This is a genomic window from Fibrella rubiginis (assembly GCF_017353185.1).
GTDB lineage: Bacteria > Bacteroidota > Bacteroidia > Cytophagales > Spirosomataceae > Fibrella > Fibrella rubiginis.
Genome location: NZ_JAFMYV010000007.1, coordinates 84,193 through 110,242, shown reverse-complemented (window position 1 = coordinate 110,242; position 26,050 = coordinate 84,193). Strand labels below are relative to the sequence as shown.

The following is a 26,050-nucleotide window of genomic DNA, read 5'->3' as shown; positions in this document are numbered from 1 at the left end:
TTTACAGCAACTCGCCCACGGCCGTGCGGATGCCCTGCGCCATGCGTTCGGTTGGCAGATCATTGGCGTCGGTCCCGAATGGATCTTCTATTTCTTCGGCCACCAGTTCCAGGCTGGTGAGGACGTAGAATACGAATATTACCACCGGAATGACCCAGTAATGCAGCGACAGCACGTAGCCAAGGGGCAGCGTGAGGCAGTAGACGGCAATGAATTTCTTCATAAATGACGAATACGAATACGGAATGGGTGTAGTATGAATCCGTTCGCAGATGCCACAAATCTCAGTAAATGAGCTGAATTCGCCGTTCAGGACCAGCAGGTGCTCGGCACGAATAACGCCGGCCTGATACAGTTCGTCCATTTTGCTAAACAGCCGCATCGCCATCTGGTTGGGCACGTGTTGGTCTGGCTTCACATTAGCAGGGTCAAAGCCGTTGCAAACCACAAAGTCGGCTGCGTGAAACTGGCCACGCAGGTGATTTTTCAGGGCGGTGGCGTAGTTGGGAATCATGGCTCTGAAAAACGTGCGGCTGTCGTGGTCATCAGCGGCCAATATATGCGCCAGTTTCAGGGCCAGATTCCGCGAATTATTGGTCAGGCTACCCCACGCTTTCCGGCCTTCCCACCAGCGGTCGTAGGCCGTGTTGGTACGAAACACCAGCAGCGTGGAAATGGCAAAGCCCAGCAGCGAGTGCATGATGGCAATGTTCTTCAGGTCAGAATCAGGACCCGGATGCACGTATTCGATCACAAACCAGGCCACCGCCGAGCAATAGGCAGCCATAGCCAGCAGAGCCGGAGCGAGTTTACGGGCGGTGTCGCTTCTGTCGAACGAGATCAGGTAGCGAAACCAGTCTTTGGGGTCGTAGTCGGTCATGAAGCAAAAGTAAGGACAGCACTCCCTGTTCACTTAGTTGGTCAGCACCTTCTCCAGCACAATAAAGGACAGTGGCTGTTTGGGCAGGCCAAAACGGGGATCGTTGGGGAAGGGGTGGGTTTCGCCGGTGGGTTGGTAGCCGCGGCGTTGATACCAGGCAATAAGCTCGGTTCGTTGCGGAATCACCGTCATGGTAACGGCCCGGCAGTGTTGCGCCTTTGCCCAGTTTTCGGCCGCTTCGAGCAACTGCCGGCCAATACCCGCTGCCTGTAACTCAGGCGACACCGTCAGCATGCCGAGGTACATATCGGTGCCTTTTTTCTCCAGGTAGACGCACCCAATCAGCTGACTAGCAGATTTATACGTCAGAATAACAGCGTCGGTATTATCCAGCATAGCTTGTAGACCCGCTTCGTCGGTGCGGATTCCGCCAAGGAGATCGGCTTCGGTCGTCCAGCCCTTTCGCGACGAATCGCCCCGGTAGGCACTGTTCACAAGCTGGTTTAAGGCAGGAATATCGGCGGTAGTGGCGGGTGTAATCGCGGGCTGGTTCATGGAGCAAAAATAGGGTCAAACAAAAAACCGTTGTTTGGCTTATTTATCCACAACGCTTTCCGTTTGTATTGTGGACAACTCGACACCCATTTCCATACTCTGGTTCAAGCGCGACCTGCGCCTCCGCGACCATGCCCCGTTGCAGGCGGCTATCGCGGCGGGGCGACCTGTGCTGATGCTCTGCTGCTTCGAGCCGTCGGTGATGGCCGACCCGAATTACGATCTGCGTCACTGGCGTTTCGTCCACGAATCGCTGGCCGATCTGAACAGGCAGCTAACGCGTTTGTCGGAACAGAAACCGGCTGAAAATCAGGATTCTGATCATGAGTGGCTGCCGTTTGTGTTTGCCGACGCGGCGGCTGGCAACGGCGCTGAACACCAGCCTGGGCGGGTCTGGGTGTTTCACCGGGAGGTAATCGACGTTCTGACAGAACTGGCTCAGCAATACCGGATTGAAGCCATTTTTTCGCACGAAGAGACGGGGCTGAAAGTGACCTACGACCGCGACAAGGCTGTTGCGGCCTGGTGCCGGACGCAGGGTGTTACCTGGCATGAGTACCAATGCAACGGCGTCATCCGTCGGCTAAAAGACCGCGAAGGCTGGCCCGCGCTCTGGCAAAAAACCATGCGGTCTGACCAGCAACACCCGGCCATTGACCAACTTGATTCGGTATCGCTGGATGCAGACGGCTGGTTCGCTGCGCACCGGGGACCTGATTTGCCAGCCGAGTTTGGCCTGCCCGACAGCCGTTTTCAGCCCGGCGGCGAGGCTAACGCACACCGTTACCTGCAAAGCTGGGTGACAGAACGAATTGCGCTCTATGGTGCCAGTATTTCCAAGCCGCTGGAAAGCCGGAAAGGATGCAGCCGGTTATCACCCTACATTGCGTGGGGCTGTCTAAGCATCCGACAAGTGTTTCAGGCACAGCTAGTTGCCAAAGAAGCAGTGGGGTTCAAGGGGCAGTTTGCGGCCTTTGCCTCGCGGCTGCGCTGGCATTGTCATTTCATCCAGAAGTTTGAGACCGAAGACAGGATGGAGTTCGAGAACGTGAACCGGGGCTTCGATTCCATCGAAAAAAACAACGATCCCGCCGCCTACAAAGCCTGGGCTACGGGCCATACGGGCTTTCCGATGGTGGATGCCTGCATGCGCTGCCTGATGGCCACGGGCTATATCAACTTCCGGATGCGGGCCATGCTGATGTCGTTTCTGACGCATCATCTGTTTCAGCACTGGAAAGAGGGGGCGGTGCATTTGTCTACGCTCTTCACCGACTTCGAACCGGGTATTCACTACGCCCAAACCCAGATGCAGGCGGGGATGACGGGTACTAATACTGTACGTGTATACAACCCCGTGAAGCAGTCGCACGACCACGACCCACAGGGCGTTTTCGTGAAAATGTGGGTGCCTGAGCTTCAGAACGTGCCTGTGGCTTATATCCATGAACCGTGGACAATGCCGCTGCTGGAGCAGGACATGTATGATTTCCACATCGGTTATGATTACCCCGCCCCCATCGTTGACCTTGCCGTAACGGCCCGCGAGGCGCAGAGAAGACTGTATAGTCAGCGGAAGAATGAGGTAGCGAAGGAAGAAAAAGACCGTATCTTGAAAAAGCACGCCATCCCCCGCACCTTCGCCGACAAGAAAAAGCCCAAGGAAAAGCTGGTTGCCGAAACCCCCACGTCTGACGAACCCGAAGAGACCGTGGGGGTAGAGTAGCCTGGTGTCCTCTTCTTACACGCCCGCCTGTACGCGTGTAGCCAGATAAGCCAGAATGGGCGCGGCTACCTCTTCGGGGTGGTAAACGAGGTTGAAATGGTCGCCGGGGGTTTCGTGGAAAGGCTCGTCGGGGTAACGCAACACGTTGTCGGGGCGGGTGTGAATGCGCACGTCGGCGGGGGCAGGCGGTACGTCAGGTTTGGCCATCAGCACGCGAAGCTGCTGGTAAATGAACCGTTTCGGCTGAGCTACCATGTTGCCTATCAGGCCTTTGTGCAACGTCCGCGATTGATCGAACGGGTATTTTTTTAACGCGTAATTCGCAAATCCGCTGCTTTGGATTACCCCCCAGTTAACCAGGTATTTCAGCAACCCCACGCTACGGATGGGCGTAATAACCTTGGCCGGATCGGTATAAGACGAAATCAGCACAGCCCCACAGCCGGTCTGGGCTTTCAGATTGGCCGCAATGTAGCCGCCCATCGAATGGCCAATGACTACATCAGCAGCCGTAATCTGATGGTTTTTAGCCAGATAAGCTGCCAGCGATGACACATTAACCGTCTTATCATCAGGATTCCAATGCGCGAATTCGTCCTGCAAATTGAGATTCAGTACATTGTCGGCAGGCAACAGCGGAATCAGGTTATCGAAAATAGACGGGTCTTCTACGTAGCCGTGGATATAGATAAGGCGGAGGGGAGCAGAATTGACAGCTGAAGAAGGCATAAGTCCTGAGAGTCGTAAGGGGCTTCACTAAGTTACGGTTTGGGGCAACCTACGAATTTCTTTACAACTTCCTTTCCTCAGGACTTCTCTACAACTCCTTTATCCTCTGCCTTCCCAAGCGCCTTGATTAGTACTGAAACCAGGCCCCCAACAGAGACCACCAACAGTACGACAACGGCTATTTGGGAGCTTGCATCCTGGTTGGGGTTATCGAGCAAAGTGCGGATGTGATGGGCTTCGGCACCGGTCCAGATAGCCAGGAGCGTGCGGGGTACCATACCCAGAAACCCACCCAGCAAGATGTTGCGCAAACTGGCTCCCGACAGCGAGAAGACCATATTCGTAAGCGAAAACGGCAGGGCGGGCGACAGTTTGGCAAAGAAAATGAATTTCAGTTCCTGCTCGCGGATGCGGGCCAGGATGCGAGCCGCTTTGGGGTTTTCTTCGATCAGGCGGCGTACGCGATCATTATCGAGGCGGCGCACCACGAGGTTTACCAGCAGAATGGCCGCCATGTTGATGATGAACAACGGGACTACCGCCCGCCAGCCAATGAAATAGCCAAAAATGAGCGCCAGCGGCGTAGGAAGCATCAATGCGAAGGCACACCCTAAGCTGCAAATCACCGTGGCCAACGCCCAGTCGGTGGAAGTAAATTGCGTGATCTGGGCTTCGTGGGTCACGGCGTAATAGGTAATCCATGAACTCATCAGCAACGGCGTCACTGACAAAATCAGCCCCAACAGGGCCGGACCAGTAAAGATTTGGCGTATAGGAGTGGTCATGCGTATAGCCGCAACCCGGCAGGGGAGTAAAGAGTTTAGCAATTTGGGATTGGGCTGACCGGCTCGCTGGTGCGGCGAGAATACGCTGGCTTCAGCCCAATCCCAAATCGGTTAGTCAAACCTTTCCATTCGGGGGGAGTTTTAACCTTATTCTTATAGACTAACTCAACCACCAACGTTATGGCTGCTTCTTCAGCACTTTCAGACGGCGCACAACAAGCCGACATGGTTTCTAACGAAAACGCCGAGGCGATGTTCGGGGCCGATCAGGCCGAAACCAATATGGTAAAACTCGTTGACGGAAAATTGACGCCCATCGGCGACACCGAAGACGACGTAATGGACGAACAACTCCAGAATCGCTATGGTAGCGACGAGGAGCGGGCACTCCAGAATCCCCCAACCGAAGGCCAGAAAACCTACGAAAACTCGGAAGCGGCCCTGCGTGTAGGCGACGGCATAGACCCGCAGGCCGAAACGTTTCAGGACGACCCCATTGCCGATGCCGACCTGACGCAGGATCAGCAGAGCGAAACAACCGATACTGGCTATGCCCTGGATGATTCGTCGAAAGGCAATGCCCCGGCCAACACGGCTTCGGCCAATGACAGCACGCCCAACGACCGCGTGCAGGCCAATGGCACAGACCAGACGCAAACCTTCAGCGGAATGCCCATGGGCGACATGATGCCCCCACAGCCCTCCACGCCCGACCCTAATTACCCCATGCCTGGTGGTCCCGAAACGCCACCCACGCCTCCGTCGCCTGGTCCGGAAATTCCTACGCTACCCGGATCTCCCTCGCCCGATAAGCCGGAGATTACCGAGCCAATGGAACCAGACCGGTCGCATGAAGTCAACGGAAGCAGCAACAGCGTGGGCCAGAGCAAATACCCCAGCAACGTACCATCAGGATTTGGCTATTATGGCCTTGGCGGGTTTGCACAGCGTGGTTTTTCAACCAAAACATCAACGATGTCGGTGGCACAAAACGGGGTTGAACCGTCTGCCGATGATGTGGAGCCGGGCGAAGCCGTACCGGGTACGCAGTACGTGAACATGTCGAATGGCCTGGACGACGAGGGTATGGACGCCAAGCCTGACACGGGCACATCAGACCTGCCCTATAACATCGACAATCACAGAGCTACCCAGGATAACCAGCCCGGCGAGCGCCCCGAAGAAAAGCGCGAAGCCGAAAGTATGCCCCGCGAGTTGGTGGATGAAAGCACGATTCAAGCCCAGGAGATGCTATCGCCTACTGGCGAAGTCTACAACGCAACCCCGCGCTCTGATGTGAAATCGACCGACGGACTTGACCGGAAATACAACGATCTCGATGGTACCCGAGATATGGCGTCGTAGTGAGGTCAAAGTAACAGGGTTACACACAGCGACTGCACGAAGTTTTACTTTCAAAAGTAAAACTTCGTGCAGTCGCTGTGTGTAACCCTGTTACCGTTTAAAGGAGTTTTTAAGCAGAGCCGCCTTTCCTTAGAAAAAGCAATTCTATGAAAAAGACCCTATTAACGGTTGGGCTGCTGGCCTCGGCGGCGGTGGCTCTGACTAGTTTCGGCCAAAAAGAGAAGTGGACAAACCTGTTTGAGGGTAAGACCATTACAGGCTGGCACAGCTACCACAAAACCGGCGTAGTGGGCTGGGCCATTGAAAACGGCGAAGTAACGCCCGACGGCACCGGTGGCGATCTGGTGACGGATAAAGAATACGAGAACTTCGATCTGGAGTTTGAGTTCAAGCTACCCAAAGGCAGCAATAGCGGCGTGATCTACAAAGTCCAGGACCGCCCCGACATTGTTAGTACGTATATGTCAGGCCCTGAATACCAGGTCATTGACGACAAAGGTTACGAGTGGAAAGACAAAGACGGCAAACGTTTGTCGCTGGCCAACACGCAGCTAACTGGTGCCGACTATGATATGTATGAGCCCAATGATCTCAACCTGATTAAGCCCATCGGCGAGTGGAACAAAGGCCGGATTGTCGTGAACAACAACCACGTGGAACACTACCTGAATGGCAAGAAAGTAGTTGATTATGAATACGGTAGCGATGCCTGGAAAGCGCAGGTTGCCAAAAGTAAGTTTGCCAAATGGCCCTACGCCACTCCCCACGCCAAAGGCTGCATCGCCATCCAGTGCCACAGCCCAAAAGAAAAAGCCTGGTACCGGAATGTGCGGATAAGGGAACTGTAGAAGAGTTTAAGGTTTAACGTCCAAAGGTCCAAAGTTGCTTCGCGTCAGACCTCTACGGGTGCGAAGCAACTTTGGACCTTTGGACGTTAAACTTTAGACTTTACTCCCTCGGCTTCGCAGCCACATGTCGGCCAGTACAAGGGCGGCCATGGCTTCTACGATGGGTACGGCGCGGGGTACTACGCAGGGGTCGTGGCGACCTTTACCGCTGACAATCACGGCGTTACCGTCTGAATCGACGCTGTCCTGATCCTGCATAATGGTGGCAACGGGTTTGAAAGCGGTGCGGAAATAGATCGTTTCGCCGTTGCTGATGCCCCCCTGAATACCGCCCGACTGATTCGTTCTGGTACGTACCCGGCCTGTTTCGTCGGTATAGAATTCGTCATTATGCTCCGAGCCGTACTGCTCAGCCCCGGCGAAACCACTGCCATATTCAAACCCTTTTACGGCGTTGATACTCAGCATGGCCTTGCCCAGTTCGGCGTGGAGTTTGTCGAAAACGGGTTCACCCCAGCCCGCCGGAACACCCGTAATCACGCAGTCGACTACGCCGCCAATGCTGTCACCTTTTTTACGCGTGTCGTCGATCAGGGCAAACATGTGCTCGGCTGTTTCAGGATCAGGGCAGCGCACGGCGTTCTCTTCGGCTACGGCGAGGTCCATGTCGGCATAGCTCTTTTCGAGTTTCAGCTTCCCCACCTGCGACACATACGCCTGAACATGAACGCCTTGACCCTGTAATAGTAGCTTTGCCACAGCCCCCGCCGCCACTCGCGCTGCCGTTTCCCGCGCCGACGACCGCCCCCCACCCCGGTAGTCGCGGGTGCCGTATTTGGCCTGGTAGGTGTAGTCGGCATGGCTGGGCCGGAACTGCTGGGCAATATGGCCGTAGTCTTTGCTGCGCTGGTCGGTGTTGCGAATCACGAGTGCAATGGGTGTACCCTGCGTAACGCCTTCAAACACACCACTGAGCACCTCAAATTCATCAGCCTCGCGGCGTTGCGTCGTAATGCGCGATTGCCCCGGTTTGCGCCGGTCGAGGTCGTGCTGGATAAAATCGGTGTCGAACGTCAGGCCCGCCGGGCACCCGTCTATGATGACGCCGATACCCGCCCCGTGCGATTCGCCGAAGGTGGAAATTTTAAAAAGGGTGCCGTAGGTGCTACTCATGTTTTTCTTGCATAGACATACAACGTGCCGAGGATCATCAGAATAATCAGGACGTTAGCCAATGATCGCACCAGCACCGGCATGTTGATGGACTGCTGCGTACTATCCGTTTGCTCAAGGCCTGAATAAACAGACCCACGCCCATTGGTTGTTACTGTGTCGGCGGGAACAATACCCGCGTCAAGGTTATCGCCGGGGTTGATTACGCTCAGCACAGTTTGAGGACGCAGGGTGTCGTAACGTCCGGTTTGGGGGTCGAAGTAAACCCAGAAAAACCGGTTTGCCAACGTCAGTACGCCTTTTTGCTTTGGAATCAGAAAGTACCGAAACCGCTTGTAGCCGCTTACCTGCTCGTTGGCGCGGCCAATTTGTTCCTGCATAGTGGGCGGAAATACGTCCAGATCAGCAGCCTGCCGGTCGTGCTCAGGTATCGTTTGTGTGGGAGCCTGAATGCCCGCAATCTGCCCCCGGCCTTCAACCCTGATGTCGAAACGAATACTTTGCCCGGCCACTACCCGCTGTCGGTCTACCTCATCAACCAGCCGAAACTGCCCTACCGACACGCGTTCGCGAAGGGGGTGAGGGGGCAGGGGGCGGACAGTTACGTCTGCGGGCAAGCTGGTGAGCACGAGTGGCTCTGAAGCCGTTACCGACTGTGGCTGACTCGCATTGGTTACCACAGTGGGTTTTACGCTGCTTTGCGTAAGCATCAGGCGCAGGGCTGGTATATGAACCGTACGAGTTGTGGTGGTTTGGCCACTAAGGGGGAAAAACGTGGCCTGATAGAGTAAGTACCGGATATAGCGGCGGCCATTGTAGGTCGCGGGCCGGGGGGTTAGTTCGCTGATGTTATCATTCTCCTCCCAGGCGTTTACGGGTCGCAGCTGCCTCGCCATAGCTTCCACCTGCGGGGCCAACTTGTCGAAATGAAGCTCGTAGGGATAATTTTCGGCGACATAAACGGCCACGTCAATACGCAGACCTTCGCCCACAAATATGCTTGGCTGACTTACCGACGTAATGAGCAGGGTTGACTTCTTGTCTATTTTGGCAGCCAATGCCGAAGCCGAAACGGGCGGTGTTGTGGTCCGAATAATAAGCGTTGTCCCTGCCGAACGTATAGTTTGCCCATTAACGGTGATGGCAAACGGAGCTACTTTCAGCGTGCCGGGGCGGATGGCCGCGTATGTCTGCGTAACTACCTGACTAATCACTTCGCGGCCAGCCACTTCAGTTCGTGTGGCACTCGTGGAGGTACCTTGCTTTGTCAGGCCAAGGATATCGGGGAAGGCAATGGTAGGCCGGTTTTCAACCTGCGGAATGATGACCGAAATGGTAAATGGCCGTTCAATCAGAAATTCGGTAGCCGAGAATTCGATAACCGGCAGAGGCTCAACGGATTGAGCTAAAATCGACCGATTTTTACAAAAATATAATGCAAATACAGCTACGAATATTGCAACACTTCTATACATTTGCCAGTAACAAATTAGAAAGCCCTCCGTTACAATGATAACGGTCCGTCACCAGTTTCTATCCTCTTCCCACGCCGAACTTATAGGCTTTTAACCATTAACGAATGCGGTATGGCTTCCATGCTTGAGTATGTAAAAACGATTCTTCAGAAAGTAAGTTTCGACCGGCAGTTGTTTGAGAAGGAGTTGCGCAAAGCCCTCCAGGAGCTAGTCGAAGACGAAGTAAAGCAGCTAAAGGCCTGGTGCTACGCTCAGTTCGGGCGCATGTACAGAGTAGTACTCAACCGCTGTTTTAGACGCACAAGGTTTGCGTAATCAGTTGTCTTAAAGCAAGTCTTCATAACGCCCTTCCCTTATCGGAAGGGCGTTTTTTTGGGTCTGACATTCTGGCAGAAAATAGTTACAACAGCAAGTCTGGGCCAATTCTTGACCAGCCCTAATCCGTTGAACTACCAGCATTATCCGTTAATTTTGTAAAAAAGTAACGTCCGAGTTGGAACCTGCCAACGCCAGGTAATCCGACCAGTCTTATAGCCAATGAGCAATTTCATCACCAAGAGTATAGCTAAACTGTTCGGCACGAAGTCGCAGCGGGATTTGAAAGACCTGCTGCCCTACGTCGACAGGATCAACGCCGAATTTGAGCGGCTGAAAGATCTGTCGAACGACGAACTGCGGGCTTTTTCACAGCAGCTTCGCGCCCAGATTGATAGCGAACTACAGGGATTTGACGACCAGATTGCCGATCTACGTAATCAGGTTGCCAGTGATCCCGACATGGACGTTGACCACAAGCAGACGCTGTTTAACGAAGTAGACCGGCTTGAGAAAGAACGCAACGCCGATCTGGAACGCGTACTGCTGGCTCTGTTGCCACAGGCGTTTGCCGTAGTGAAAGAAACCGCCCGCCGCTTTGCCCAAAACGAATTCCTGGAGGTAACCGCCACCGATATGGACCGTGAACTGTCCATCCGGAAGAAAAACGTGCGTATTGACGGCGACAAAGCCTACTGGGCCAACACCTGGGATGCCGCCGGGGTACCCATTAAGTGGGACATGGTCCATTACGACGTGCAGTTGCTGGGCGGTGTAGTGTTGCACCAGGGCAAAATTGCCGAGATGGCTACCGGTGAAGGTAAAACGCTGGTGTCTACCCTACCCTCATTCCTAAACGCCCTGGGTGGTCGCGGAGTACACATTGTAACCGTCAATGATTACCTGGCCAAACGCGACTCCGAATGGAACGGCCCGCTGTTTGAATTCCACGGCCTGCGCGTTGACTGCATCGACAAGCATCAGCCTAACTCCGAACAGCGCAAGAATGCTTACCTCGCCGACATCACCTACGGCACCAACAATGAATTCGGCTTCGATTACCTCCGCGACAACATGGCCCGCACGCCCGACGAACTCGTGCAGCGGAAACACCACTACGCCATGGTCGATGAGGTCGACTCCGTACTAATTGACGATGCCCGGACGCCCCTGATCATTTCGGGACCTGTACCCCGCGGCGACGAGCAGGACTATGCCGAACTGAAGCCCCGCGTGAGCCGAGTAGTCGATGTGCAGCGTCGGCTGGTCAATGATTTCCTGATCGAAGCCAAGAAAAAGCTCAACGCCAACATCGATGACAAAGAGGGTGGTCTGGCCCTGTTCCGGGCGCACCGGGGGTTGCCCAAGCTGAAACCGTTGATCAAGTTTTTGAGCGAAAACGGCATTCGGCAGGTGCTCCAGAAGACGGAGTCGATCTACCTGGCCGAGAACCAGAAGCTCATGCCCGAAGCCGACGCGCCGCTGTATTTCACCATCGACGAGCGGAACAACAGCATTGACCTGACCGAAAAAGGCATTGACTACATTACGGGTGGCGGCGAAGACCCTAACTTCTTTATCCTGCCCGACCTCTCCATTGACATTAACGCAATTGACAAAAGCACTGATTTCACTGAGCAGGAGAAGATTCTGCACAAAGAAGCCCTCATCCGCGATTATTCGGTGAAGACCCAGCGGATCAACACCGTCAACCAGTTGTTGAAGGCGTACTGCCTGTTCGAGCGCGATGTGGAATACATCATCGAGGAGGGCAAGGTAAAGATTGTGGATGAGCAAACGGGTCGGGTGATGGAAGGGCGCCGGTGGAGCGACGGGCTGCACCAGGCGGTGGAAGCGAAGGAGAACGTAAAGGTGGAAGATGCTACCCAGACCTACGCCACCATCACGCTTCAGAACTACTTCCGGATGTACCACAAGCTGGCGGGTATGACGGGCACGGCCGAAACCGAAGCCTCGGAATTCTGGCAGATCTACAAACTCGACGTGGTGGCCATTCCAACCAACCGGAGTGTTAGCCGTAAAGACGAGGAAGACAAAGTGTACCGGTCGGTGCGGGAGAAATACAACGCCGTGGTCGATGAGATCGTAGACCTCGTGGGCAAAGGTCGCCCGGTGCTGGTGGGTACCACGTCGGTGGAAAACTCGGAAGTACTGAGCCGGATGCTGGGGCTTCGGAAAATTCAGCATCAGGTGCTGAACGCCAAGTACCACCAGCGCGAAGCCGAAATTGTAGCTGAAGCAGGTAAGCCCGGTACCGTGACCATTGCCACCAACATGGCTGGTCGGGGTACGGACATCAAGCTCACGCCCGAATCGAAAGCGGCGGGTGGCTTGGCCATCATCGGTACCGAACGCCACGAATCGCGGCGCGTTGACCGGCAGTTGCGTGGTCGGGCGGGCCGGCAGGGTGATCCGGGCACATCGCAGTTTTTTGTATCGCTGGAAGACAGCCTGATGCGGCTGTTCGGTTCGGAGCGTATTGCCAAACTCATGGACCGGATGGGTCTGGAAGAAGGCGAAGTGATTCAGCACTCGATGATTACAAACTCGATTGAGCGGGCGCAGAAGAAAGTCGAAGAAAACAACTTCGGCGTGCGGAAGCGGCTGCTCGAATACGACGACGTGATGAACTACCAGCGTACGGCCATCTACGACCGCCGCCGTAACGCCCTCTTCGGCGAACGCCTCCCGCTGGATATTGCCAACACAACCTACGACGTGGTGGAGGAGATCGTGGACAATGCCGAGGGTGACGTAGAAACGATCAAGCTGCGTTTGCTGACCACGCTGGGCCTCGACACGAACCTGACGCAGGCCGACATGACCAAGACGAAGAAGGCCGATTTGGTACAGCGTCTGTATGCCGAAGCCGAGCAATCGTACCAGGCCAAGAACCACGCCATCGCTGAAAAGATCACACCGGTGCTCACGCAGGTGTTTCAGGATCAGGGCCATCAGATCAAAAACATCGTGGTGCCATTTACGGATGGTATGCACGAGTTGCAGGTAGTGACGGATCTGATTAAGGCCGTAGACACGAATGGCCGCGAGGTGGTACGCGAGATGGAGAAGTCGGTGACGCTGTCGCTGATTGACCAGGAGTGGAAAGAGCACCTCCGCGAAATGGACGACCTGAAACAGTCGGTGCAGAACGCCGTATTCGAGCAGAAAGACCCGCTGCTGGTATACAAATTCGAGTCGGTCGAACTGTTCAAGCGGTTCCTGAACAAAGTCAACTTCGACACCATCAGTTTCCTGACCAAAGCCGACTTGCCCGGTCAGGAGGTAGAAGAAGTGCAGCAGGAGATACAGGCGGCCCCCGTTCAGCGTCGGCCTGCGCCGCAGCCGGAGTTGCACACGAACATGGAAGATTTCGACGATGATCATCTGGCCTCTGGCCCGGAAGAGTACCGCCGCCGGATGGCCATGAATGATCAGATGGGAGCCGGCGCGCCACCCATGCCCAAGCAGATGCCCGTACGCAACACCAAGATTGACCGCAATGCCCGCGTGAATGTGCAATACATTGACGGCACGGTGAAGAAAGACGTGAAATACAAAAGCATCGAAAACGACCTCATGAATGGCAAAGCGATGCTGATTGAGTAGTACAAATCTTACACAAAAGAGCATAGTATTAATCAAAATTTCTCTTGATTAATACTATGCTCTTGTTTTTTTAATACTTGCAATTTAACGCAGCATCGTGAAAAATTATTTCTTATTTATAATTATTTTAATTATTTTTTCTTGTTCGAAAGAGAAGTCAATCGTAACACCTGATAAAAACGTAGAATGCAGAACAATATCTATTATTTATGGCACAAGTTACAGATACGAATTTACTTATGATGCGAAAAACGAATTAATTACTGCTCGTAAAGTTTCGCCATTTTTAGAAAAGAGTTATAAAATAGGTTATGACAATAATGGTAGAGCCATTTCAATGGTAGAGACACAAATAGATTCAACGGAATATAAAATTTTCGGTGTAAGGAAATATACTATACCGTATATGATTGAATATGGCACAGGTAAATTACCTCTGACTTATTACATGTATGATGCACCAGACGTACGTCATGTGTTGCGCTATAATACTCAAGGTCAGTTGCTTAGAGACACCTATTCTTTCAATAAAACAGATTCTATTTATTATAGATACGAGTATAACCCGTCGGGCAACAGAATCGCATCTTTCGCTTATGAACCAGTAAAAAGAATAGAATGGAAGCAGGTTTCATCAGTGACTTTCGACACTTCTAAGAACTCATATGCTAATTTAGGTTTGATTGGATACCTCATGAATTTTGATGTATACAGTTCAAACAACGTAATTAGTGGCAATACACACTACATTGATGGTAGCGAATATCAATCATATAATTATTCGTACAGTTACAGCAAAGATAACCTACCTGTAAAAGGTACATATAAGTTAACAGAAAAAGGCAACATACTCTACAATTTAGAAGGCAGTTATCAATATAATTGCCCATAAACAGATTAGACTACTTAAAAGGAAGATTTACTGTCATTTGCCAACTCCCTGGTCATCCAGATACGCACCAATGTTGATGGACACACCCAGTATAATCTCGATGGGTTGATGCCACTCTTTATACTCAACCGTATCAATACCATTTTCAAAAACCAGCATTTGTTTCAGGTCAGAAACGACCCAGATTACGCGTTGTACGCCGAAAGTGAATAATTGCCCCGTTTTCCGAAATACGTAGGAGATTTCACTCTCGGTTTATAACTCAACCCGCACATCCACTTCGATAGCTACCAGCGGTGGCACATCGACATACTTCACGTTGATACGGTCGTTGGTTAGCCCATCACGGTCGTAAATCATGACATCACAAGCCAGGTTTTCGTTGGGACCGAGGTGCAGACCGGGTCCGCTCGTCAGCATCCGGTATTTTTTTCGGTCGATAGCCGACATGACAAACCAATGAATGAAACTGATAATAAAAGCCTGTATGTCACTTGATCCCATGGTTTCGGCGGGGGTTTGCGTTTCTTTACTACGTCTGTATAGCCCTTCCGATAATGGGTTTGTCCGCCCCACTGCTCATAAATCAGTTCGGGGTATGAGCGGCGCGTGGTGCAAGTTGGCTTGTTGAGTACCGTCATACGATTGTCGTTTAGAATCCATAAATTAACCCACAAGTATCAGAACAACGTGAACTATGGTTGCGGAACAGAAACACCTGCTGACGGAACAAGAATACCTGACGCTCGAACGAGCCGCCCTTGACAAGAGCGAATTTTATAACGGTGAACGTATCCCAATAGCAGGAGCCTCTATCAATCACAATCGGGTTAAAGAAAACCTTAACGGCAAAATTATCAGTCACTTAGAGTTTGCCGACTGCCAGTCATTCTCGTCCGACATGCGGGTACATTTTCCGGGTACGTCGTTATACGCCTATCCGGACATCGTGATCGTTTGCGGCGAACCCCAACTGCTCCCGAACGAGTTTGACAACCTAACCAATCCGAACGCTATTATCGAAGTCCTGTCCGACGGGACGGAAGACTACGACCGGGGACGGAAGTTCCATCGCTACCGGGCTATCCCGTCGCTGACAGAATACATACTGCTTGATTCACAGACCGTTAGTGTAGAAATATGGCGCAGGAACGAGCAGGGTCAGTGGACACTAACCCATGAATCAGCTGACCCCACCACCGTTTTCACCATCGGCACGATTGGCCTGTCTGTTACGTTATCTACGGTGTATACCCGCACGACTGGCCTGTTGCCCGATGCCTCTGCTCCGACCACTGCTCCTTAGCGTCTCTCTTCTTTTTCTGGCCTATGCGCCCCCGCCCGTTATTGCGCTTCGGGCGGAAACACTGCCGTTTACTCCTACCGAATTCTACATCGCCGACGTGCTGGATCAGCGGCCTGTGAAGTCAGCATTTGCCCAACTCATACTCCGCCCCGACCGGCCCGCTGAAGCCATTGATCTGGAAGGCGGCACCGGACCAGCCATTGAACGATACATTGGCCAAAGCCTGAAGCGGAACCCCCGGCTTCGGCCCATCGTGCTGCGCATCACGGCGGGTAAACTGACCGAAACGCCCGGCCCGCGGGGGAGCATCAGCGGCAAGTTGGAACTGGGGCTGGCGTTTGATGTGCGGCGCGAAGACGAAAACCTGTCCCTGATTTCGTATGCCGGTAATGCCCGCTACCAGCGCCCACCGGGACAGACCGACGTGATCGAAAAAACGATCCGGCAAAGCCTGAACGAAGGGCTGAAATACCTTAACAATTTCATGAATAACCGGGCCGAAAGTTACCCGGCTCTGGCGGGTGGACTCAAGATCACCGTAACCGACGTGAAGACCCGCACCCCCGCCAGCAGCGACACCGTTTTCTACGACCCCGACCGCGCCCTGACCTGGGACGATTTTCGGGCACCGCCACCGCCCAATAACCGCTATGCTGCCCAGATCATGCCCGGCGTAGCCTACGAGGGTCATAGCGTGGTGGAAAAAGGTAAGATCAATGTGCTGCTCAAGCTGAAAGTGTTCATGATTAAGAGTCAGTCGTGGGTGAAAGAAGCTGGCCATAACGACTACGCGCTTAATCACGAACAACGCCACTTCGACATTGCCCGGCTGGCGATGGAGCGTTTCAAAAAGGCCCTGAACCCCGACAGCCTGTCGCTGAATGATTACAACAGCAACATCCAGTACCGTTATATTGAGATGTACCGGGCTTTGGGCGAGCGCCAACAACGGTACGACGCCGAGACCATCCACGGTATCAATCAGGCAGCGCAGGCGCACTGGAACAGGCAAATTGACGCCGAGTTACGTAGTTTTGGCTACTGATGAAGCCCCGCGTACTGCACGTTACCACGGCCCACCGCCCCCACGACCCCCGGATTGTGTATAAACAGTGCCCCACGCTGGCCGCTGACTATACCGTGTGGTGCGCTATCCCCGACGCCGACCCCACCGCCGCGCCCAACGTGCAGTTTATCTCGTTGCCTTACCACGAAAGCGTTATCTGGCGCATCCTGCTCACCTGCCCACTGATCGTTTGGAAGTGCTGGACCATCAGGCCCGACGTGGTGCATTTCTACGTGCCGGAGTTCATTCCGTTTGCGTTTCTGTTTAGGCTGCAGGGCGCGAAACTGATCTATGAAGTGCAGGAAAACCTGTTCAAAAAGCTGCATCTGAAACAGAAAAACAAGGGCTGGCTGTTGAAGTGGGCCTTTTCGCGGCTCGACCAACTAGCCCGGCGGCATTGCTACTGTGTCTTCACCGAACACGGCTACCTGACCACCTACACCAACCTGAGCAAGCCGTCGGTCGTGATCTACAACTATGCGTCGTTGCCTCTGCTCGACCCGTTTCGGCAACCGTATCTGCCCCTGAAACAGCCTGCTACGTTCTATTATATTGGCTGGCTCAGTATGGAACGAGCTTTCGACACGTTGCTGGCGGCATTTCATGACCTAGAGCGCCGTGGCGTAAGTTTCATAATAGAACTATTTGGCCGTCAGACATTTACGCAAGATGTACTGGACGCTGACCCCAGCTATCTGGCCATTCGGGACCGGCTCCGTTTTTACGGCTATACCGATCAGCGGGTGGCGTTGCAGGAGGCGGGTGGCTCAGTGGCAGGGCTGGCGTTGCTAAAACCCGTTGGCGATTATCCCGAATCCTACACCACCAAACTGTTTGAATACATGGCCCTCGGCCTGCCCGTGCTTACCGCTGATTTCTTGCTCTACAAAGACGTGGTAGAGCGGCACCAATGCGGTTTCTGCGTGTCACCTTACGACCCAATCGCCGTGGCCGATGCACTTCAGTACCTGATCGACCACCCCGACAAGGCTCAGCAGATGGGCGAACGGGGACGGGCCGCCGTAGAACAACACTATAACTGGGCTACCGAAGCAGCCAAACTGCGGGCATTTTATCGGCAGGTGCTGGCATTCTAAACACACCGTTTTGGGTAAATTAACCGACCTACTGGCTTAATTAGCTAGTAGTCAGCTCCCTCAACGTCTTGCGAAATGCCCTTACTAACCGAATCGTTCTGGCTTTGGCAATTTCTGGGCCGCCTCCATCCGATGCTTGTTCACTTTCCGGTCGGTCTGTTGTGCGTAGCCCTCCTGTTGGAAATTGTTGGCCTACTTCGGAAATCGACAGAACTGAGGGCGGGAATTACGGCGCTGGTCTGGATCGGAACCGGCAGTGCCATCGCGGCAGCGGTGTTGGGGTTGCTCTTGGTTAACCAGGATAGCTATGCCGGTGCTACTGTCACTACCCACCAATGGCTGGGTCTGACTACCATGACCCTGGCAATACTGACGGCTACTGCGCTGACAACAAGACAGATATCCTTGTACCGTGGCTTGTTAACACTTACCATAGTGGGTGTTAGTGCGACGGGACACTATGGCGCTATGGTCACCCACGGCGACGATTATCTCAGCAGCGTGTTACCTTCTGGCAAACAACCGGTTGCTCTGTCCACTACGAAGTTTGCGTTTGCCAGTACCGGCCAACCGCTTGATGAAAAACAGGTTAGTCAGCTAAATCTGGAAGTACGCTCTATTCTGGCTCATAATTGCTATAGCTGCCACGGAGCCAACAAAGCCAAAGGCGGGCTGCGGCTCGATACCCAGGCGTTTGTGCTGAAAGGCGGCGAAGACGGCCCGGTGCTGGTGGCTGGTTTCCCCGAAAAAAGCGATCTTATCCGGCGTGTCAAACTTCCGGCAGGGCATGATGACGCCATGCCTACAAAAGGCAAACGCCTGACCGATAGCGAAATAGCGCTGCTTGAGTTCTGGATTAAGCAGGGCGCCCCCTGGCCCGTTGGCCCCGAAAAAAGCCTCTATCGCGTGGCGGCGTTAGAGCCCCGTACCCCCGCCCTCCCCGCTGCCCCAGCAGACCTGAACAATCCCATCGACCGGTTTGTGAACGTCTATTTTCAACAGCATAAAATTGCCTGGAAAGCCCCCGTCGACGACCGGACCTACATCCGCCGGGTGTATCTCGACGTAATAGGCTTGCTACCTTCACCCGAAGAAGTCGACAGGTTTTCAACTGACAATCAACCAGATAAGCGGAAGCGAATGGTTCAGGAATTACTGAACCGCAATGCCGATTATGCCCAGCACTGGCTCACGTTCTGGAACGATGCCCTGCGCAACGACTACAGCGGCACGGGCTACATTACGGGTGGGCGGTTCGACATTACCAACTGGCTCTACACCTCGCTGAAGGCCAACAAGCCCTATAACCAGTTTGTGAGAGAGCTTATTAGCCCCACCAAACAGTCGGCGGGGTTTATTAAGGGCATCCAGTGGCGCGGCACGATCAACGCCAGTCAGCGAACAGAAATGCAGGCGGCCCAAAACGTGTCGCAGGTACTTCTGGGGCTGAATCTGAAGTGCGCATCCTGCCACGACAGCTTCATCAGCGACTGGAAACTAACCGATGCCTATGCTTTCGCCAATGTGTTTTCTGACACTACGCTGGAAATAAACCGCTGTGATAAACCGACGGGTAAGATGGCCGGGCGCAAAATCATTTTTGAGCAACTGGGTACTATCAACGGCCAGGCGCCAACGGCAGAACGCCTCCGCCAACTGGCCGATTTTATGGTGCAACCCAAAAATGGCCGACTCTACCGCACAGTAGTGAACCGGGTATGGGCGCAGACGATGGGCCGGGGCCTGGTGGAACCTGTCGACGTGATGGACAATGAGCCCTGGAGCCAGGACTTGCTGGACTGGCTGGCAACTGATTTTGTGGCTAACCACTACAATATCAGGGCATTGATATCAACCATTCTGACCTCAAGAACGTATCAACTGCCCTCTGTCGCGTTGAAAGATGCCGACCTGCTCACGTCGCCCAATTTTGTATTCCAGGGCATGGTACGTCGCCGACTGACCGCCGAGCAATTTGCCGACGCCGTTAGTGCCGTTTTCAGCCCGGTTTACCCCGATTCTGCTGTGGTGGCTAAGGTTTTCCCCAAACAGATTAAGCGGGAAATTCCTTTTGCGCGGGCGGTATTCGTCAAAAACGATCCATTCCTGACCGCGCTCGGCCGGCCCAACCGTGAGACGGTCAGCACCAGCCGGTCATCGCAGGCGAACCTATTGCAGGCACTGGAACTGACCAACGGTACGCAGTTTAACACCGCCCTCAACCGGGCGGCAAAGCAATGGCTAACAACGTATCCAACAGCAACTGAATTAGTTAAACGATTGTACCTTAAATCATTAGGTCGAGAACCAAATTTTAAGGAATCGGCCGTGGCGCAGCAGATTATTGGTGCATCACCCGGCATTGAAGGGGTTCAGGACCTGATTTGGGCCATTAGCCTGCACCCTGAATTTCAACTGATTTACTGATAGAATGGAACGCAGTTTTTTGGACAGGATTATCAGGATGGCGGGATGAACAGGATTTCCTTTTACTGTACAGCAAATAGTAAGAGCAAACTAGAAAATCCTGTTCATCCCGCCATCCTGATAATCCTGTCCAAAAAACCGTGATAAAATCCTCTTTCGCCTATGAAAGCCAACTGGAACAGACGGGAATTTTTGCAGAAAACGAGCGCGGCCACGCTGGCGGCCCTAGCGGCAAGTGCGCCGGTGGCAAGCCTGCTGTCGGGCTGTGGGCGGGGCGCGAAGCCAGGCCAAACCAACGGCACCGCCGACACCGTCATTCTGCTTTGGATGGCTGGCGGCATGGCCCATACCGAAACCTTCGATCCCAAAAAATATACGCCGTTTGAGACCGGTATGGAAGGCAACCGGGTGTTAAGTACCTTTAAATCAGTCCCTACCGCGCTGGACGGTATTCATTTCTCCGACGGCCTGCAAGCCATTGGCGGGGTGATGGACAAGGGTACGTTGATCCGATCCTACGTGGCTGCCGATATGGGCCATATCCTGCATTCGCGGCATCAATATCACTGGCACACCTGCTACGAACCACCCCAAACCGTAGCCGCGCCACACCTGGGAGCTTGGATTGCTAAAGAGCTGGGCCCAAAGAACCCCGTCATTCCCGCCTTCGTCGACATTGGGCAGCGGTTCACCGTGGGAGAAGCCGAGGAGTTGAAAGCGTTTCATACCGCTGGATTTCTAGGCCACGAGTTCGGCCCGTTTTTCATACCCGATCCCAGTCAGGGACTTGAAAGCGTCCGGCCACCGGTGGGTATGAACACCAGGCGGTTTGAGCGGCGCAACCAACTTTATAATGACCTGATTAATAGTGGACCCGTTGGCGAGTTTGGCAGTGACTACCAGAAAGAGTCGTTAAAGCGGTCGATGGAGCAGGCGTATCGGCTCCTGAATTCGCCCGAAGCGAAGGCGTTTGATCTGAGCAATGAGCCCAAAGCCAGCTATGATACCTACAATACCGGCAAGTTTGGTCTGGGTTGTTTGCTGGCTCGCCGACTCACCGAGCAGGGTGCCCGGTTTATCAGTGTCACCACCGAATACGAGCCGTTCAAAGGCTGGGATACGCACGAAAATGGCCATACGCGGCTGGAGGCGATGAAAAAGCAGATCGACGGTCCCGTAGCGCAGCTTATCAAAGACCTCGACAAAACTGGCCATTTAGACCGGACGCTGGTGATTCTGGCCAGTGAATTCAGCCGTGACATGATGGTGGAAGGACGACCGGATGCTAAGGTGCTGGAGCAGGTTAATCAGCCGGATATCCTCTCAGACCTGAAGTTCTACGGCATGCACCGCCATTTCACCGACGGCTGTTCGATTCTGATGTTTGGCGGGGGCATAAAAAAAGGATTCGTCTACGGCAAAACCGCCGACGAGCGTCCCTGCAAAACAGTCGAACATCCGGTGCGCATCGACGGTATTCACCAGACCATCTACCATGCGCTGGGCCTGCCACCCGACACGCATTACGACGTAGAAAAACGCCCCTTCTACTCCACCCCCGACGGCCTTGGTAAACCCGTCATGGATTTATTGACCTGATAAACTGCCTAAAACGTAAGCGGGTCCAGGTTTTTGAAGTGCCCGTTGAGCCGGATACGCTCTTTTGTCCGTTCCATGTCGGCCACCACCGGAATCACCTTGTCGAGGTGCTGAATCAGCAACTGCTGCCGATCCGACTCGCGGTCGAGGGTCAGGATTTCGTATTCCTGTTCAATAGACAGGCCCACTTTATGGCTGATCCGGTACGAAAAATCCGTTGCCTTCTTCGGGTTGTAGTCGGTCTCGATTTGCAGCAAATCATACAGTCGCTCGAGCCGGCTAAGCAAGGGGGCCAGGTACTGATTAGGGGTGGGGTCGGGACTGGGCTGAATGAACTGCACCGACCCGCCTGCATATAGTTTTCCGGGCAACGGGTTCTGGAATTCATTCAACTTAAACACACGCAATCCCTTGGTTTTCACGTCCATTCGGCCATCGTCATACCGTTGGTGCAGGGTAGTTACGTGAACTTCGGTACCATAGCCAGGCAATTTGTTGTCGATAAAAGCGGGTATGCCGAAGGTTTTTTCCTCCTCCAGACATTCGTTAACAAGCTGCCGATAGCGCGGTTCAAAAACGTGCAGGTTAAGGTCTTCGCCGGGATACACTACCAGACCGAGGGGAAAGAAAGGAATTACTGTCTCCATACGTGTCGAAAGGACGATTATTGGGGGCTTTTTTCAACGCTGATGCCCACGCTCACCACGTCGGGCAGCGGGTCTTGCCGCATGTATTGTTTTATTCGAAGCGTGTAGGTGCCCGGTTTCGGAAACCGGTAAGCTCGTTTCAATACTACTTTGTTATCATACAGATCACCAAGACCCTTGCCACGGGGTTGGCCGGTTTTGGCATCCATCAGCAACAGTTCGTCGAGGCGCGATTCTATTTCCTGTCCTTTGTCGTCGGTCAGATAACGAGTTAGGTACAGGTTGTAATAAGGGTAAGCCAGGCCGTTACGAACGGTGTAGTAAAGGTCATACGGGATATTGGCGTCGGTGATGTTAAACGTAAACGACGGTGTATTTTTCACGTACCACTTGCCCCCCTCTATGTCTACATTTTCTTTGTACACGACAGATGCATCTTGTTCACAGGCAGTTATGGCCAGGAGCAGAACCAGGTAAAAACAATAATGGCGCATAGCGATTCCTTTAACAGGTCATACAAAGCTACTCACGAAGCCATATACCAACCCATAGTATGCTAAACCAACTAGCGCGTTTAGATGCGCACCACCGACTGCTCATCGGCATTTGTGTAGCCCTTCTTGCCTTAGGCCTTTCCTATGACATTGTAACTTTACCTATTCGCATTCTGGCCGTATACCTATCTTATTCGCTAACAATCAACGTGTTAACCATTATTTCGATGGCTAATTTGCACCCCAGCGAAACCCGGCAGACCTACAAATTGCAGGACCAGGGTCGGTTGTTCATTTTGATTTTTGCCGTTACGGCAGCCTTCGCCAGCCTGTTTGCCGTTGTTTTTCTGGTCGACATGGTCAAGCAGAGCGATCCGGGGCATCTAAAACTCTATGCCGGACTTTCGGTGATTACGGTTATCAGTTCCTGGACGTTACTGCATACGCTATTTACGCTTCGTTATGGCCATCTCTATTACCGGTCTAACCCTGGCTCCGGCCTGAATTTCCCCGACACAAAAAACCCCGATTACCAGGATTTTGCCTACGTAGCCTTTGGTATCGGCATGACCTGTCAGGTGGCCGACGTAGGCCCTACCAGTCAGCGTTTCCGGCGACTCATTCTCCTTCACAGCCTGCTCTCCTTCGGATTTAACACGCTCATCGTGGCCCTGAGCATCAACATTGTAGCGGGGTTATTATAAATCTGTACAATTGCTTAACTAGCTCTAGCTGGTCACTCACTAACTTTTCCGCTGCCGCCTTGCGATACTTGCCCGAAAGGGGCAATTTGCCCGGCTAAAACTGCATCGCTTTTTCATGTTTACGCAAGCCGATCTTGACCAGATAGCCGCGCAGGGTGCCTCAATTGCCCTGGTGGAACAACAAATACAGCATTTCGTCGACGGGTTTCCTTTCCTGCACGTCATCCGCGCCGCCACCATCGGTGATGGCATTATGCACGTGCCCGACGACCAGCTCATGCGCTATATCCGGCAGTACGACGGGCAGTCGGTCAACCTGGACCTGATGAAGTTTGTGCCAGCGTCGGGAGCAGCCACGCGGATGTTTAAATCACTGTTTGCGGCGCTGGAAGGTAAAGCTGACAAAGCCGCCGACGCTTTTTTCACCCGACTGGAAGACTTCGCTTTCTACGACGACCTGAAAGCCGCCCTGGCCAAAGACGGTCTGGACTTAACCCAGGTAATGGCCGCAAACGACCGCCAGACAGTATTAACCTACCTCCTTACCGATAAAGGCCTGAATTACGGCAGCTTGCCCAAAGGGTTGCTGAAATTTCATAACTATGCCGACGGTCCGCGTACACCGGTAGAAGAGCACCTGGTAGAAGGGGCTGCCTACGCCAACGCCGGCGGACAGGTACGCGTCCACTTCACGGTTTCGCCCGAACACAGGCAGCATTTTGAATCGTTGATTGACAACGAATTGACCGATTATGAATCATGGCTGGGCGTGGATATTCAGGTGAGTTTTTCGGAGCAGAAAAAAGCTACCGACACCATTTCAGTAAATCTGGACAACACCCCGTTTCGGAATGCTGATGGTTCACTCCTGTTCCGGCCGGCGGGTCACGGGGCGCTCATCGAAAACCTGAATGACATCGACGCGGACCTGGTGTTCATCAAAAATGTAGACAACGTGGTGCCCGATGAATTGAAAGAAACTACTGTTACTTTCAAAAAAGTGCTCGCCACCGTGCTGCTTGACGCCCAGAAGCAACTGTTTCGTTTTCAGGAACTGCTGGATAACGACACCCCTGGCGAAGGTGTGCTGACCGAAGTAGACGAGTTTCTGCGCCAGACCCTGTGCGTGGCCCCGCCCGCCGGTTTTAATGAACGTAGCCCAGCCGAAAAGCTGACGTACTTCCGTGAAAAGCTCGACCGACCCATTCGTGCCTGTGGCATGGTGAAGAACGTAGGCGAACCGGGTGGCGGACCATTCTGGGCTAAAAACGCCGACGGATCGGTGTCGCTGCAAGTGGTCGAATCAGCGCAGATAGACATGGATGATGCCTCGCAAAAAGCTATTTTTGAGCAGGCAACACACTTTAACCCTGTCGACCTGGTGTGTAGCCTGAAAGACCGGCAGGGTAAAAAGTACCACCTCCCCGACTTCCGCGACCCATTGACGGGATTCATCACGGGCAAATCGAAGGATGGCAAGGACCTGAAAGCCCAGGAACTACCCGGCCTCTGGAACGGTGCTATGGCCAACTGGAATACGCTGTTTGTAGAGGTACCGCTGATCACGTTCAACCCTGTTAAAACCGTCAACGACCTGCTCCGACCCGAACACCAGCCTGCGGTTATCGGCCATTAATCGTTCGTTGCGCAGTTAGTGCTAAAAAGAAACCCCCGATCGGCTTTTGCTGATCGGGGGTTTCTTTTTAGCAGTAGCGTTTTCTCATGCGCAAATGATGTTTAGGCCGACATAAGGCCGACGTCTGAACCGGCACTCGCGGGCATGCCAATCGAAATTTCTTTCGTCTCCAGCGACTCCAGATTCTGAAACGCCAGCAGTGACGTGTTTTCGTATACGCCTAAGTTTGCGTCACGAACTCGTTCCATGATTGGTTTCAGGGCGCAGGTTACCTCATCATCGCAATCGTCGCACTTCACATAGAAATTCAGTGAAACGCAGGGAGTAGGTGCAATAGGACCATCGATTACGCGCAGTACTTGTGCCAGGTTTACGCGGGCCGGGTCGATACGGAGCAGGTAGCCACCGCCTTTGCCTTTCTGGCTTTGGAGAATGCCATGGTTGCGTAATTCGAGCAAAATAGCCTCCAGAAATTTCTTCGGGATGTTCTCTTTGGCCGAGATGTATGAGATCAGTACTGGACCCTTACCAAACTCTTCGGTAAGTACTTTAAGCGCCTTAATGGCGTACTTTGCTTTCTTTGAGATCATTGGTTACGGTAGTCGAACCGTTCATCGCGGCTAGGTGAGAAGAATCAAGGATTTGGTAGTACTTACCAAACAACAAACGCCGAAGTTAGTAACCAACTCTATATCAGTCAA

Annotated in this window: 24 protein-coding genes; 13 read left to right on the top strand and 11 right to left on the bottom strand. The window is 53.3% G+C overall.

The window, feature by feature from the left end:
- Position 1: 1 nt before the first annotated feature.
- Together J2I47_RS14755 and J2I47_RS14750 are read right to left on the bottom strand one after the other, a co-directional pair.
- The gene (locus tag J2I47_RS14755) at positions 2–880 is read right to left on the bottom strand and encodes a bestrophin family protein (protein WP_207365360.1); all 879 of its coding nucleotides are present in this window, start codon (positions 878–880) and stop codon (positions 2–4) included.
- Between the two features lie 33 nt (positions 881–913).
- On the bottom strand, positions 914–1,435 hold the full coding sequence (locus J2I47_RS14750; RefSeq protein WP_207365359.1) for a GNAT family N-acetyltransferase: 522 nt from the start codon (positions 1,433–1,435) through the stop codon (positions 914–916).
- Positions 1,436–1,469: 34 nt separating this feature from the next.
- Between J2I47_RS14750 and J2I47_RS14745 the strand changes: the two genes are divergently transcribed.
- Positions 1,470–3,161, top strand: coding sequence for an FAD-binding domain-containing protein (locus J2I47_RS14745; protein WP_229374614.1), 1,692 nt, complete (start codon positions 1,470–1,472; stop codon positions 3,159–3,161).
- Between the two features lie 15 nt (positions 3,162–3,176).
- Here the strand turns inward: J2I47_RS14745 and J2I47_RS14740 are convergent, their stop codons facing one another.
- Positions 3,177–3,890 (bottom strand): alpha/beta hydrolase, encoded by a 714-nt coding sequence (locus J2I47_RS14740; RefSeq protein ID WP_207365358.1) that lies wholly within the window; start codon positions 3,888–3,890, stop codon positions 3,177–3,179.
- A 77-nt stretch (positions 3,891–3,967) separates the two neighbouring features.
- Complete coding sequence (locus J2I47_RS14735) at positions 3,968–4,675, bottom strand: TVP38/TMEM64 family protein (RefSeq protein WP_207365357.1); 708 nt, start codon at positions 4,673–4,675, stop codon at positions 3,968–3,970.
- A gap of 180 nt (positions 4,676–4,855) precedes the next feature.
- On the opposite strand from J2I47_RS14735, the gene J2I47_RS14730 reads away from it, so the two are divergent.
- Both J2I47_RS14730 and J2I47_RS14725 read left to right on the top strand, forming a co-directional pair.
- On the top strand, positions 4,856–6,040 hold the full coding sequence (locus J2I47_RS14730) for a hypothetical protein (RefSeq protein ID WP_207365356.1): 1,185 nt from the start codon (positions 4,856–4,858) through the stop codon (positions 6,038–6,040).
- A 146-nt stretch (positions 6,041–6,186) separates the two neighbouring features.
- Positions 6,187–6,888 carry a 3-keto-disaccharide hydrolase gene (locus J2I47_RS14725; protein WP_207365355.1) on the top strand — a complete coding sequence of 234 codons (702 nt, stop codon included), beginning with the start codon at positions 6,187–6,189 and terminating at the stop codon, positions 6,886–6,888.
- A 93-nt stretch (positions 6,889–6,981) separates the two neighbouring features.
- Here the strand turns inward: J2I47_RS14725 and aroC are convergent, their stop codons facing one another.
- Together aroC and J2I47_RS14715 are read right to left on the bottom strand one after the other, a co-directional pair.
- On the bottom strand, positions 6,982–8,061 hold the full coding sequence (gene aroC / locus J2I47_RS14720; protein WP_207365354.1) for a chorismate synthase: 1,080 nt from the start codon (positions 8,059–8,061) through the stop codon (positions 6,982–6,984).
- The gene (locus J2I47_RS14715; RefSeq protein WP_207365353.1) at positions 8,058–9,536 is read right to left on the bottom strand and encodes a BatD family protein; all 1,479 of its coding nucleotides are present in this window, start codon (positions 9,534–9,536) and stop codon (positions 8,058–8,060) included. The genes aroC and J2I47_RS14715 overlap by 4 nt, the downstream gene beginning before the upstream one ends.
- Before the next feature lie 111 nt (positions 9,537–9,647).
- On the opposite strand from J2I47_RS14715, the gene J2I47_RS14710 reads away from it, so the two are divergent.
- From J2I47_RS14710 to J2I47_RS14700, 3 genes are all read left to right on the top strand, one after another.
- A complete protein-coding gene (locus J2I47_RS14710; RefSeq protein WP_207336809.1) occupies positions 9,648–9,851 on the top strand; it encodes a hypothetical protein in 204 nt (67 codons plus the stop codon).
- 222 nt (positions 9,852–10,073) lie between these two features.
- Entirely contained in the window at positions 10,074–13,481 is a 3,408-nt protein-coding gene (gene secA, locus J2I47_RS14705) for a preprotein translocase subunit SecA (protein WP_207365352.1), read from the top strand.
- A gap of 97 nt (positions 13,482–13,578) precedes the next feature.
- Positions 13,579–14,373: a hypothetical protein gene (locus J2I47_RS14700; protein ID WP_207365351.1), complete on the top strand. Its 795-nt coding sequence runs from the start codon at positions 13,579–13,581 to the stop codon at positions 14,371–14,373.
- A gap of 33 nt (positions 14,374–14,406) precedes the next feature.
- Here the strand turns inward: J2I47_RS14700 and J2I47_RS26795 are convergent, their stop codons facing one another.
- Together J2I47_RS26795 and J2I47_RS14695 are read right to left on the bottom strand one after the other, a co-directional pair.
- Complete coding sequence (locus tag J2I47_RS26795; protein ID WP_262899019.1) at positions 14,407–14,532, bottom strand: hypothetical protein; 126 nt, start codon at positions 14,530–14,532, stop codon at positions 14,407–14,409.
- Positions 14,533–14,628: 96 nt separating this feature from the next.
- Entirely contained in the window at positions 14,629–14,877 is a 249-nt protein-coding gene (locus tag J2I47_RS14695; protein WP_207365350.1) for a PDDEXK family nuclease, read from the bottom strand.
- A gap of 193 nt (positions 14,878–15,070) precedes the next feature.
- On the opposite strand from J2I47_RS14695, the gene J2I47_RS14690 reads away from it, so the two are divergent.
- The 5 genes from J2I47_RS14690 (at position 15,071) to J2I47_RS14670 (ending at position 21,868) form a co-directional block, all read left to right on the top strand.
- A complete protein-coding gene (locus tag J2I47_RS14690) occupies positions 15,071–15,679 on the top strand; it encodes a Uma2 family endonuclease (RefSeq protein ID WP_207365349.1) in 609 nt (202 codons plus the stop codon).
- Positions 15,651–16,724: a DUF922 domain-containing protein gene (locus J2I47_RS14685; RefSeq protein ID WP_207365348.1), complete on the top strand. Its 1,074-nt coding sequence runs from the start codon at positions 15,651–15,653 to the stop codon at positions 16,722–16,724. Before J2I47_RS14690 ends, J2I47_RS14685 begins: the two co-directional genes overlap by 29 nt.
- On the top strand, positions 16,724–17,842 hold the full coding sequence (locus J2I47_RS14680; protein ID WP_207365347.1) for a glycosyltransferase: 1,119 nt from the start codon (positions 16,724–16,726) through the stop codon (positions 17,840–17,842). Before J2I47_RS14685 ends, J2I47_RS14680 begins: the two co-directional genes overlap by 1 nt.
- Positions 17,843–17,917: 75 nt before the next feature.
- Positions 17,918–20,269, top strand: a complete 2,352-nt coding sequence (locus J2I47_RS14675; protein WP_207365346.1) for a DUF1549 domain-containing protein — start codon at positions 17,918–17,920, stop codon at positions 20,267–20,269.
- Between the two features lie 162 nt (positions 20,270–20,431).
- Positions 20,432–21,868 carry a DUF1501 domain-containing protein gene (locus J2I47_RS14670; protein ID WP_207365345.1) on the top strand — a complete coding sequence of 479 codons (1,437 nt, stop codon included), beginning with the start codon at positions 20,432–20,434 and terminating at the stop codon, positions 21,866–21,868.
- 8 nt (positions 21,869–21,876) lie between these two features.
- On the opposite strand, the gene J2I47_RS14665 is transcribed toward J2I47_RS14670, so the two are convergent.
- Together J2I47_RS14665 and J2I47_RS14660 are read right to left on the bottom strand one after the other, a co-directional pair.
- The gene (locus tag J2I47_RS14665) at positions 21,877–22,515 is read right to left on the bottom strand and encodes an LON peptidase substrate-binding domain-containing protein (RefSeq protein ID WP_207365344.1); all 639 of its coding nucleotides are present in this window, start codon (positions 22,513–22,515) and stop codon (positions 21,877–21,879) included.
- A gap of 17 nt (positions 22,516–22,532) precedes the next feature.
- On the bottom strand, positions 22,533–23,009 hold the full coding sequence (locus J2I47_RS14660; RefSeq protein ID WP_207365343.1) for a gliding motility lipoprotein GldH: 477 nt from the start codon (positions 23,007–23,009) through the stop codon (positions 22,533–22,535).
- Positions 23,010–23,068: 59 nt separating this feature from the next.
- On the opposite strand from J2I47_RS14660, the gene J2I47_RS14655 reads away from it, so the two are divergent.
- Both J2I47_RS14655 and J2I47_RS14650 read left to right on the top strand, forming a co-directional pair.
- On the top strand, positions 23,069–23,713 hold the full coding sequence (locus J2I47_RS14655; protein ID WP_207365342.1) for a DUF1345 domain-containing protein: 645 nt from the start codon (positions 23,069–23,071) through the stop codon (positions 23,711–23,713).
- Positions 23,714–23,828: 115 nt separating this feature from the next.
- The gene (locus tag J2I47_RS14650) at positions 23,829–25,349 is read left to right on the top strand and encodes a DUF4301 family protein (protein WP_207365341.1); all 1,521 of its coding nucleotides are present in this window, start codon (positions 23,829–23,831) and stop codon (positions 25,347–25,349) included.
- A gap of 101 nt (positions 25,350–25,450) precedes the next feature.
- Here the strand turns inward: J2I47_RS14650 and J2I47_RS14645 are convergent, their stop codons facing one another.
- Complete coding sequence (locus J2I47_RS14645; protein ID WP_207365340.1) at positions 25,451–25,939, bottom strand: RrF2 family transcriptional regulator; 489 nt, start codon at positions 25,937–25,939, stop codon at positions 25,451–25,453.
- Positions 25,940–26,050 lie beyond the last annotated feature (111 nt).

Excerpts from the sequence above, each read along its gene's own strand:
- J2I47_RS14670 (WP_207365345.1), top strand. The coding sequence starts at position 20,432 with ATGAAAGCCAACTGGAACAGACGGGAATTTTTGCAGAAAACGAGCGCG.
- J2I47_RS14690 (WP_207365349.1), top strand. The coding sequence starts at position 15,071 with ATGGTTGCGGAACAGAAACACCTGCTGACGGAACAAGAATACCTGACG.
- J2I47_RS26795 (WP_262899019.1), bottom strand. The coding sequence starts at position 14,532 with ATGCTGGTTTTTGAAAATGGTATTGATACGGTTGAGTATAAAGAGTGG.
- J2I47_RS14730 (WP_207365356.1), top strand. The coding sequence starts at position 4,856 with ATGGCTGCTTCTTCAGCACTTTCAGACGGCGCACAACAAGCCGACATG.
- J2I47_RS14680 (WP_207365347.1), top strand. The coding sequence starts at position 16,724 with ATGAAGCCCCGCGTACTGCACGTTACCACGGCCCACCGCCCCCACGAC.
- J2I47_RS14715 (WP_207365353.1), bottom strand. The coding sequence starts at position 9,536 with ATGTATAGAAGTGTTGCAATATTCGTAGCTGTATTTGCATTATATTTT.
- secA (WP_207365352.1), top strand. The coding sequence starts at position 10,074 with ATGAGCAATTTCATCACCAAGAGTATAGCTAAACTGTTCGGCACGAAG.
- J2I47_RS14665 (WP_207365344.1), bottom strand. The coding sequence starts at position 22,515 with ATGGAGACAGTAATTCCTTTCTTTCCCCTCGGTCTGGTAGTGTATCCC.
- J2I47_RS14740 (WP_207365358.1), bottom strand. The coding sequence starts at position 3,890 with ATGCCTTCTTCAGCTGTCAATTCTGCTCCCCTCCGCCTTATCTATATC.
- J2I47_RS14695 (WP_207365350.1), bottom strand. The coding sequence starts at position 14,877 with ATGGGATCAAGTGACATACAGGCTTTTATTATCAGTTTCATTCATTGG.
- J2I47_RS14675 (WP_207365346.1), top strand. The coding sequence starts at position 17,918 with ATGCCCTTACTAACCGAATCGTTCTGGCTTTGGCAATTTCTGGGCCGC.
- J2I47_RS14650 (WP_207365341.1), top strand. The coding sequence starts at position 23,829 with ATGTTTACGCAAGCCGATCTTGACCAGATAGCCGCGCAGGGTGCCTCA.
- J2I47_RS14735 (WP_207365357.1), bottom strand. The coding sequence starts at position 4,675 with ATGACCACTCCTATACGCCAAATCTTTACTGGTCCGGCCCTGTTGGGG.
- aroC (WP_207365354.1), bottom strand. The coding sequence starts at position 8,061 with ATGAGTAGCACCTACGGCACCCTTTTTAAAATTTCCACCTTCGGCGAA.
- J2I47_RS14755 (WP_207365360.1), bottom strand. The coding sequence starts at position 880 with ATGACCGACTACGACCCCAAAGACTGGTTTCGCTACCTGATCTCGTTC.
- J2I47_RS14660 (WP_207365343.1), bottom strand. The coding sequence starts at position 23,009 with ATGCGCCATTATTGTTTTTACCTGGTTCTGCTCCTGGCCATAACTGCC.
- J2I47_RS14685 (WP_207365348.1), top strand. The coding sequence starts at position 15,651 with ATGCCTCTGCTCCGACCACTGCTCCTTAGCGTCTCTCTTCTTTTTCTG.
- J2I47_RS14655 (WP_207365342.1), top strand. The coding sequence starts at position 23,069 with ATGCTAAACCAACTAGCGCGTTTAGATGCGCACCACCGACTGCTCATC.
- J2I47_RS14750 (WP_207365359.1), bottom strand. The coding sequence starts at position 1,435 with ATGAACCAGCCCGCGATTACACCCGCCACTACCGCCGATATTCCTGCC.
- J2I47_RS14645 (WP_207365340.1), bottom strand. The coding sequence starts at position 25,939 with ATGATCTCAAAGAAAGCAAAGTACGCCATTAAGGCGCTTAAAGTACTT.
- J2I47_RS14725 (WP_207365355.1), top strand. The coding sequence starts at position 6,187 with ATGAAAAAGACCCTATTAACGGTTGGGCTGCTGGCCTCGGCGGCGGTG.
- J2I47_RS14710 (WP_207336809.1), top strand. The coding sequence starts at position 9,648 with ATGGCTTCCATGCTTGAGTATGTAAAAACGATTCTTCAGAAAGTAAGT.